The sequence below is a fragment of the Schumannella sp. 10F1B-5-1 genome (assembly GCF_006517535.1).
Taxonomy (GTDB): Bacteria; Actinomycetota; Actinomycetes; order Actinomycetales; family Microbacteriaceae; genus Schumannella.
Window position 1 is genome coordinate 1 of record NZ_VHQH01000309.1, and the last position, 362, is coordinate 362.

Consider the following 362-nt stretch of genomic DNA (forward strand, 5'->3'; position numbering starts at 1 on the left):
CCTTGCTCGCGTTCACGTAGTCGCCGGAGGCGGGGATGAAGGTCAGCAGGGTGCCGGACACGACGCCGGGCAGCGAGAGCGGCAGGATGATGCGCCAGAAGCGCTGGGCGGGTCCCGCGTAGAGGTCGCCGCCGGCCTCGACGTAGCGCAGATCGAGCCGCTCGAGCGAGGTGTAGATCGGCAGCGTCATGAACGGGATGTAGTTGTAGGTGAGACCGAAGATCACGGTGAACGCGGTGCCGTTGAGGTAGTCCTCGGGCCCCAGGATGCCGATCGCCTGCAGGAAGCTGACGACGGGGCCCTCGTCGGCGAAGATCGCCTTCCAGGCGAGGGTGCGCAGCAGGAAGCTGATGAAGAAGGGG

At 66.6% G+C, this 362-nt stretch carries 1 protein-coding gene; it reads right to left on the reverse strand.

The window, feature by feature from the left end:
• On the reverse strand, positions 1 to 362 hold a 362-nt coding region (locus FJ658_RS15820), incomplete at both ends, for an ABC transporter permease (RefSeq protein WP_141146268.1).